At 32.8% G+C, this 8,516-nt stretch carries 14 protein-coding genes; 11 read left to right on the plus strand and 3 right to left on the minus strand.

All coding sequences use genetic code 11. The features are described 5' to 3' along the window. The 11 genes from KI356_RS14670 to KI356_RS14720 all read left to right on the plus strand — a co-directional run. Positions 1-754, plus strand: a 754-nt coding sequence (locus tag KI356_RS14670) for a serine hydrolase (RefSeq protein ID WP_212935762.1), incomplete at its 5' end; no start/stop codon positions are given. Beyond that, positions 751-1,122, plus strand: a complete 372-nt coding sequence (locus KI356_RS14675; RefSeq protein ID WP_212935763.1) for a hypothetical protein — start codon at positions 751-753, stop codon at positions 1,120-1,122. The genes KI356_RS14670 and KI356_RS14675, both read left to right, overlap by 4 nt. A gap of 34 nt (positions 1,123-1,156) precedes the next feature. Next, positions 1,157-1,573 carry a GNAT family N-acetyltransferase gene (locus tag KI356_RS14680; RefSeq protein ID WP_212935764.1) on the plus strand — a complete coding sequence of 139 codons (417 nt, stop codon included), beginning with the start codon at positions 1,157-1,159 and terminating at the stop codon, positions 1,571-1,573. A gap of 34 nt (positions 1,574-1,607) precedes the next feature. After that, positions 1,608-2,012 carry a GNAT family N-acetyltransferase gene (locus KI356_RS14685; RefSeq protein ID WP_212935765.1) on the plus strand — a complete coding sequence of 135 codons (405 nt, stop codon included), beginning with the start codon at positions 1,608-1,610 and terminating at the stop codon, positions 2,010-2,012. A 15-nt stretch (positions 2,013-2,027) separates the two neighbouring features. Further along, positions 2,028-2,381, plus strand: coding sequence for an MmcQ/YjbR family DNA-binding protein (locus tag KI356_RS14690; protein ID WP_212935766.1), 354 nt, complete (start codon positions 2,028-2,030; stop codon positions 2,379-2,381). Between the two features lie 92 nt (positions 2,382-2,473). Beyond that, positions 2,474-2,860: a ribosomal maturation YjgA family protein gene (locus tag KI356_RS14695; RefSeq protein WP_212935767.1), complete on the plus strand. Its 387-nt coding sequence runs from the start codon at positions 2,474-2,476 to the stop codon at positions 2,858-2,860. Positions 2,861-2,886: 26 nt separating this feature from the next. Then, positions 2,887-3,816: a phosphotransferase enzyme family protein gene (locus KI356_RS14700; protein WP_212935768.1), complete on the plus strand. Its 930-nt coding sequence runs from the start codon at positions 2,887-2,889 to the stop codon at positions 3,814-3,816. Next, positions 3,813-4,319: a DNA topology modulation protein gene (locus tag KI356_RS14705; RefSeq protein WP_212935769.1), complete on the plus strand. Its 507-nt coding sequence runs from the start codon at positions 3,813-3,815 to the stop codon at positions 4,317-4,319. Before KI356_RS14700 ends, KI356_RS14705 begins: the two co-directional genes overlap by 4 nt. Before the next feature lie 53 nt (positions 4,320-4,372). Further along, the gene (locus tag KI356_RS14710) at positions 4,373-5,050 is read left to right on the plus strand and encodes a formylglycine-generating enzyme family protein (RefSeq protein WP_212935770.1); all 678 of its coding nucleotides are present in this window, start codon (positions 4,373-4,375) and stop codon (positions 5,048-5,050) included. A gap of 80 nt (positions 5,051-5,130) precedes the next feature. Continuing rightward, positions 5,131-6,327, plus strand: a complete 1,197-nt coding sequence (locus tag KI356_RS14715; protein WP_212935771.1) for a macrolide family glycosyltransferase — start codon at positions 5,131-5,133, stop codon at positions 6,325-6,327. 63 nt (positions 6,328-6,390) lie between these two features. Next, the gene (locus tag KI356_RS14720; RefSeq protein ID WP_212935772.1) at positions 6,391-6,906 is read left to right on the plus strand and encodes a hypothetical protein; all 516 of its coding nucleotides are present in this window, start codon (positions 6,391-6,393) and stop codon (positions 6,904-6,906) included. Positions 6,907-6,957: 51 nt separating this feature from the next. Here the strand turns inward: KI356_RS14720 and KI356_RS14725 are convergent, their stop codons facing one another. The 3 genes from KI356_RS14725 to KI356_RS14735 all read right to left on the minus strand — a co-directional run bounded on the left by KI356_RS14725 (position 6,958) and on the right by KI356_RS14735 (position 8,483). Then, positions 6,958-7,392, minus strand: a complete 435-nt coding sequence (locus KI356_RS14725) for a GNAT family N-acetyltransferase (protein WP_212935773.1) — start codon at positions 7,390-7,392, stop codon at positions 6,958-6,960. A gap of 97 nt (positions 7,393-7,489) precedes the next feature. Then, on the minus strand, positions 7,490-8,158 hold the full coding sequence (gene rpiA / locus KI356_RS14730) for a ribose 5-phosphate isomerase A (protein ID WP_212935774.1): 669 nt from the start codon (positions 8,156-8,158) through the stop codon (positions 7,490-7,492). Between the two features lie 4 nt (positions 8,159-8,162). Beyond that, positions 8,163-8,483, minus strand: a complete 321-nt coding sequence (locus tag KI356_RS14735) for a 2Fe-2S iron-sulfur cluster-binding protein (protein WP_002119949.1) — start codon at positions 8,481-8,483, stop codon at positions 8,163-8,165. Positions 8,484-8,516 lie beyond the last annotated feature (33 nt).

Raw genomic sequence — 8,516 nt, forward strand, 5'->3', positions numbered from 1 at the left:
AAAAGAAATACAAACTGGCCAAGTCGGAATACTCGTTTATTCAACAAAGAATGGCAATATAGTTGCTTCCCATAACAATGAGCTATATGTTCCGTTAGCATCAGCAGCAAAAGTAGCAATTGGATTTGTAGTAGCAAAAATGGTAAAGGACAAACAAATTAGTTGGAATGATACACTTCATCACATTAAGTTTAATCCAAATGAGGATAGTGAGCAGTTATATCCTCATTTACAGGGAAGAAATACATTAACACTTAATAAAGCGGTTGAAGTGATGATAGCTTGTCACGACAGTTATATTGCTAAGTCAATTGTTATGTATTGCGGAGGATGGGATACTGTCAGAGAATATATTTCAACATACTTTTCGAAGATTCATATACAGGAAAATCCTAGAGATGAGCAAAATGTAGGAGAGTTAAATCAAGTTCTTTCACTTTTAGTACATATATTTCAAGGTTACAAATCAGAACCAGTAGTATGGGAGCCAATTATTAATGGAATGGTAAGACAGCAAGGCGAATATGAAGGAATACCTTCATATCATTTAGCTCATATGACAGGTGGATTGCCCACAGCTACAATAAATATTGGTATAATGGGAATGTTTCATGAATTCCCGTTCCTTTATGTTATTGGGGGGGAAGATTTACCTAATCGACTTGAAAATAAAGATGTTGATGAAACTATTACAACAGCTTTGAAATACATATACAAAGAATATAGTGAAAGCATGTTAGGGGTGAACGATTGAAAAGAAACTTAAAAACTTCAACGATCATCATTTTAATTTTAACAATTATTGCTTTGGAAGTTGGAATCGCACTATATGATCGTACTTTGTCATTAAATACAATTTATTTTGCAGCGATTCTTATTTGTATTGTATCGCTTTTTGGAACACGTGTTTCTGAAGAGAAAGAAAGTACATCGGAACAGAGACGAAGAAAAACGGCTCTTATATTTTGGCCATCTATTTTATTATTAATTGTTAGTTTTGTAATTATAAGTTATGTAAGAATAGGCTATGTCTCTGTACCAGGGATAATTGGTTTCTCATGCTTTATTACATATGGCGGATTTGTATTTATTAGTATTTTAAAGAAAAGAAATAAAAATTAAATGTAGCTTACTAAGTTGAAAGGAGGCAATATATATGAAACACATAGAGAATGGTACTCGTATTGAAGGAGAATACATTAAAAATAAAGTAATTCAATATAATATGTCCATCTTAACAGATGAAGTAAAACAGCCGATGGAACAAGTAAGTTTTGTAGTGAAAGATGAGGAAGGGAAAATTTTTGGTGGCGTAACAGGAACGATGTATTTTTATCACCTACATATCGATTTTTTATGGGTTGATGAATCAGTTCGTTATGACGGATACGGCAGTCAATTGCTACATAAAATCGAAGAAATTGCGAAGGAAAAAGGGTGTAGACTAATCATACTAGATTCCTTTAGTTTCCAAGCACCTGAATTTTATAAAAAGCATGGTTATCGAGAGTTTGGGGTCGTTGAAGATCATCCTAAAGGATATCGTCAACATTTTTTAGAAAAAAGACTTTAATATAATTATATTATGTTTACTAGGAGAATGGAGAATGTACACGTTTAAATTACAACATGAACAGCCAATCTGTGCAGAAAAAATAAAGAAACTTTACGATTCTGTAGATTGGTGGCCAGAAAGAAAAGAAGTCGATATTCAAAAAATGTTAAAGAATAGTATAGCAATTGGAGTATGGGAAGAAAAAGAATTAATTGGATTTGCTAGAGTTGTTACTGATGGTGTTTTTCGGGCGTATATTGAAGATGTTGTCGTACATGAAAGTGTAAGAAATAAAGGTATTGGTGAGAAGATGCTAACAATGTTACTGAAAGAGATATCTCATATTGATATTGTTAGTCTATTTTGCGGAGAGAAACTAATAAAGTTTTATGGTGAACAGCAGTTTCAAGCGACGAAGCAAATTGTGATGCATCGTAATCAAATAGTGAAAGAATAAGAGGTGCCAATTAGAATGAATGCAACGAGAGCATATTGTTTATCGAAAAGAAAAGCGACAGAAGATTCTCCAGATGGCTGGAGTGCAACATGTATGAGGATCGATAATAAAATATTTGCGATAGTAAACCATGAAGAAGGTGAAAAAGCTGCGATTACATTAAAGTGTGATCCGGAACTTGCTTTGCGAATAAGAGAAGATTATCCAGAAACGATTATTCCTGGATATCATATGAATAAAAAGCATTGGAATACAGTGTACATACATAAAGATGTAGGGCAAGAACAAATTAATAAGATGATAGATTGGTCGTATGATTTAGTACTACAATCATTTTCAAAGAAAAAACAGCAAGAGATAATGGATTAAATACAAAGTGAAGTCGACCATAAATAGCTAGTAAAATGATTATATTTTACTAGCTATTTACAGTTTTAAATTATAAAATAGGGGATTTTGAAATGAATACGAAACGAAATAGATTACTATATGCAGTGTTTATTATAGTTGTTATTATTTTAGGTCTTAGTTCAAGAAAGTTTGCTTTTGCGTTACCTGATCTATTAAATGATTACTTAGGTGATGCTTTATGGGCACTAATGATTTTCACGGGATTTGGTTTTTTATTTCCTAAAATAGAAACGAAGAAATTAGTTTTTATTAGTTTGCTATTTTGCTACGGGATTGAAATTAGCCAATTGTACCATGCGGCTTGGATAGATAGCATTCGTACAACGACTTTAGGTGGACTCGTATTAGGGTACGGATTTTTGTGGAATGATTTAGTGGCTTATACAATTGGTGTTGGGATAGGAATGTTTTGTGAGTGTATGTTACGGAAGAAATAAGAGATTTAAAAAAGGGGGATTTGTATATGGAGTATGCACTGGAAATTGCAAAGTTTTGGTTTCAAGATAAAGATGTCACAGCTACTGAAATTCAACCTAACGTAACGAAGATTCATTGTAATAAAAAAGCGTATATTTTAAAGGAAAAGGGATCGATAAAACAGTTTCTAGTTGAACTAAATGTATTAGAACGGCTTGATGAAAAAAGAGTTAAAGTACAAAAATTAGTGAAAACGAGAAATGATGAAAGGTACGTATTTTATAGAGAGAAGAATTATTGTTTGTACGAATATGTTGCCGGAAGTGTACTAGAAATAAAAGATACAGAAAAGCTAAAAGTGCTAGGAAGTACAATTGGAGAGGAAATAGCTAATTTACATCACGAACTAAATTCAGTGAATAGTGCTAACGAGTTAATAAAAAGAGAGTTATATAAAGTGGTATACGAATGGGCGTTACCGAATTTAGTAAAGAATGAGCATGTTCATCGGAATGTAATTCAAAAAATGGATCAAATACATACAACTTTCAAGGAAACGGTTCACTCATTACCGAAACAAATTATTCATCGCGATATGCACTTATCAAATGTGATCTTTAAAGAAAGTGATTTTCAAGGGTTTATCGATTTTGAACTTCTAGAAGAAAACGTTAGAGTATTCGATTTATGCTATTGCTGTACAAGTATTTTAAGTGAGATATTTAGTGATGAAACATTAAGAGGGAAATGGTTACAAATTGTAAGTGAAATTTTTAAAGGATATTATAAGCAAAACATTTTAACGAGAGAAGAACTAAAATCAATTTGGTATGTAATGCTTTCAATTCAAGTTATATTTATTACTTATTTTGTTCGGTTAAAAGATTTACTAAAGTTAAATGAAGAGATGTTTTTATGGATTTTTGCTAATAAGGAAGATATTGAAGAATCTATAGAAAGAATCGTACTCATATGAAAAAAATTATATTAATTGGTTCTGGTGGTTCAGGAAAATCTACATTAGCAAGGCTGTTAGGAAATAAACTAAAAATACAGGTGTATCATCTTGATGCGTTATTTTGGAAACCGAATTGGGAAGGTGTTCCGAGAGAGGAACAAAGAACAGTTCAAAATGACTTAATTAAAGAAGAAAAGTGGATTATTGATGGGAATTATGGCGGGACAATGGACATAAGAATTAACGCAGCTGATACAATTATCTTTCTTGATATTCATAGAACAATATGTGTTTATCGTGCTTTTAAAAGAATTGTGCAATATCGGAATAAAACAAGACCGGATATGGGCACTGGATGTGAAGAAAGATTTGATTTGCAATTTTTTAAATGGATATGGGAATATCCTAAGTCGAAAAGACCTGCAATTTTAACAAAACTAGATCAATTAAGTAAGAACAAAAAAGTTATTATTTTAAAATCTCCAAATGAGGTTCAACGATTCTTAACAGAAGTAAGGTAAGGGTTGCTGTATTAGAAATTAAACTATGTTCCATTTTGAAATGGGGGATAATAATGAAAGAAATCATTCGCTCAATTGATTCTTATATGGTGAAAATCCCGGCAGGAGAAATAATATTAAGAGATGATCGAATTAAACAGCAATGGAATGTTCAAATTAAACCATTTCTTCTTGCAAAGTATGTTGTAACGATGGAAACATATTATGCTTTTACGAATAGTACGGCAAATGATTATAAACATAGCAACAAGCCAATTGTAAATATGTCATGGAATGATGCAATCGCTTTTTGTAATTTACTTTCAAAAAAAGCAGGATTAAAAGAGTATTATTTTATTAGTGATGGCGGTCAAATGGTTAGTTGTAATTTAGATTCGAACGGCTACAGATTACCTTCTGAAGCTGAGTGGCAATATGCATGTAAAGCAAGGACTACTGGATACATATATGGAGAACTTAATAAGATAGCTTGGTATAATGGAAACTCAGGTGGACAAATTCATGAGGTCGGTAAAAAAGAACCAAATGCATGGGGACTATATGATATGTTGGGGAACGTTTGGGAATGGTGCTATGATTTGTATGATGAAAAAGTGTACGGATCGTACCGGATTTTCCGAGGTGGTAGCTGGGCTGAAGGAGCGAGAGGGTGCGGTGCTACTTGTCGCCGCCGTAGCCATCCTACATTTCATATAGATGATCTTGGTTTTAGGCTTGCTAGGTCAATTTAGCAGGCGAATGAAACAAAGAGTATGGAGAGTATCCATACTCTTAACAATATGAAAATGATTTAACTTAAGGAGTGTATGTAATGGCTAGAGTTTTATTCATTAACACCGGATCAGAAGGACATATAAATCCAACATTACAAGTTGTAGAAGAACTGATTTCCCGGGGTGAAGAGGTAGTTTATTTTTCAACAGAATCTTTCCGGGAGCGTATTGAGAAAACAGGTGCTACTGTTCGAACAATTGACGATCAAAAGTTTTTAAAAGCTTTTCTTTCCGGTGGCCGAAATTATTTACAAGAAAGAATTAATGGCCTTCTACATACAGCGGATATTGTAATACCAAGCGTTCTTGAACAAATTGAAGGGGAACATTTTGATTATATGATTCATGATTCTATGTTTGGATCGGGCCATTTAATTGCTCAAATTCTTAAACTTCCAGCAATTAATTCATGCACATCTTTTGCACAGGATGAAAAATCATTTAAACAAATGTTAGACCATCTTTCTAAAAATATCCCGCTGGAAATTCAGGATAGAATACATAATGATTTTCAAAACTTAACAAAAGGAATTGCAGAGAAATATGGTGTTGAAATAAAATCATCATATGAAATTTTTTGTAATCCAGCACCACTCACTATTGTGTATACAATTAAGGAGTTCCAACCTTTTGGTGATACGTTTGATGAAACATATAAATTTGTAGGCCCATCTATTTCTGCACAAGTAAAAAATGAAGACTTTGATTTTACTTCAATTGAAGAAAAAAGCCCGATTTATATTTCTCTAGGTACTGTTTTTAATGAGGCGATTGATTTTTATAAACTTTGTATTAAGGCATTTGAGAATAGTGAACATACAATTGTTATGTCTATTGGTAGTAAAACGAGAATAAGTGATGTAGGTGATATCCCTAAAAACTTTATTGTGAAAAATTATGTACAACAAACTGAACTGCTTACATATACGAAACTATTTATTACACACGGCGGGATGAATAGTACGCATGAAGGACTTTATAATGGAGTGCCACTCGTTGTAATTCCGCAAAGTGCAGATCAGCCAGTAATCGCAAAGCAAGTGGAGGATCTCGGGGCAGGAGTTACGTTACAAATGAAAGGACTAACTGAGGAGCGACTACGTGAAAGTGTAGAGGTAGTGTTAAATAATCCATCCTTTAAAAAAGCTGCATTGAATATGCAAGAATCTTTCCGAAAATCAGGTGGCTATAAACAAGCAGTTGATGAAATTTTTACATTTATAGATTGTGATTAAACTTTTAGGTTATGTAATTGGATAGAAACGCAAGTAGCTCATTCTGTTAAGTAGGAGTAATATATGATAAATAAACTGTATGAAAAATATAAAATGCGTAATATCCCAAATAAATTTTCAATAAATGAAATTGATGGGGTTTTGAAGGATGAGTATAAGGTTACTGAAATCGAAAAGGGGAAAATTGGGTATATGATGCATGATTCGTATACAAATTTTGATGAGATAATAAAATGTTACAAAATCGATCAGCAAGATATCCTATTGAGTTTGTTTAGTGATGAGGAAAACAGTAATTTTGCTGAAATGGTGAAACTCTATCAATCTGAAAAACATATGCATTATGATGAGCAAGATTTCTTCAATCAACAAATCCAAGAAGGTAAGTTAATTGTTATCTTTTTAGCAAGTAAGGATGGAACATTCATTAATTACTTTAACCTACTAGGACATTCAGAAAAAGTTTATCATAAACTGACAGTCTTTATGGGCTTAGAAAAAGAAGAATGTAGCATAGATAACCCTTTGTTCCAAGAATATTTACAGGCATTAGATGCTACGGGATATTTAGAAGGATAAAGAAAACACAGAAAGAGTACTACATTACATAATCATGTAGTACTCTTTCTATTATGTTAATACTTTCGTCATAAGAATATGAGGAATACCATCTTCCATAAATATACCTGAAGAAGTATGATAGCCTAATTTTTCATAAAATCTTTCAGCTTGTGTTTGACCATGTAATTTTACTTTTGTTGCTTTTTGGTTACTAGCAATCTCTTCTAATGCTTGAATAATTACTTTCCCTAATCCATATTTACGATAGTCTTTTAAAATACAAATTCTTTCTAGTTTACCTATTCCGTCAATAAATCGTATACGGCCAGTTCCTACTGGGAGCTCATTGTAATAAACTAAAATATGTTTACATTCTTCACCAATTTGGTCAAATGTATCGAATTCATCTTCAAGAGGAACACCTTGTTCTTTTACAAATACTTCTTTTCGAATGTGAAAGGCAGTTTCTAAATCTGTAAGTTCTGTTATGAGTTTGGATTGCAAATTATTCAGCCCTTTCTAGTGTGATATGAATGTGTTTTCATAGTATATCATACAGTATCGTTATAAAAGAGAAAAAGAAAAAACTGACTTTCAAAAGTCAGCCTTTAAAATTTTTTATGCCGTTTTCTGTTCCGATGATCGCTTTGCTCGTCATATTTATAAATAATCCTGTTTCAACGACACCAGTAATCATCTTTAGCTCTTTATGTGTGTCATTTGGATTCAATATTTTGTTTGGGAAAATACAATCAATTATGAAATTACCGTTATCGGTTATAAATGGTTCGCCATCTTTCATACGCAAATCTGTTTCGCATCCAAAAAATTGAATTCTCTTTTCAGTTTGTTTCCAAGAGAAGGGAATGATTTCAATAGGAAGTGGAAATGCACCTAAATGTGTCACGATTTTAGACTCATCAGCAATAATAATAAGTTCTTTAGAGGAGGAGGCAACAATTTTTTCACGAAGCAATGCACCACCGCCACCTTTTATTAATTGTAAATCATTATTGATTTCATCTGCACCATCGATTGTAAGATCAAGTATGTCGGTTTCATTTAAAGAGATTAACGGAATAGACAGTTGTTTAGCTAATATTTCAGTTTCTTTTGATGTCGGTACAGCTTGAATGGATAAACCTTCTTGCACACGTTGACCTAATTTTTGTATTGTCCAATATACAGTCGAACCCGTACCAAGTCCAATCTTCATTCCATCTTTTACAAAATCAGCAGCGTATTCGCCAGCGAGTTGCTTTAAATTCATTTTTTTACTCCGCCGGACGTGGTCCAGCATCCAGACCTGAATTTTCAACTGTAAGTACCGGACGAACGACTATATCTTTATGTACGTGCATTTGACACGATAAGCGTAAATGATCTTCAATTCCTTTTTCCGTAATCGCATTTTTTTCATTTGCGCTTGCTTCCAAGAAATCACCCGCTATAATTTCTACTCTACAAGTTGTGCAACGTGCTTTTCCGCCGCAACGATGGAGAATATGTACACCGTTATCTTCAATAGCTAATACTAACTTTGTTCCTTCTGTCACATCAAAAGTTCCAGCACCTTCAATTGTTAATTTTGGCAAATTTGTTCCTCCTCACGTAAAATTGTATATAAC

This window comes from Bacillus hominis, from assembly GCF_018332515.1.
GTDB lineage: Bacteria > Bacillota > Bacilli > Bacillales > Bacillaceae_G > Bacillus_A > Bacillus_A hominis.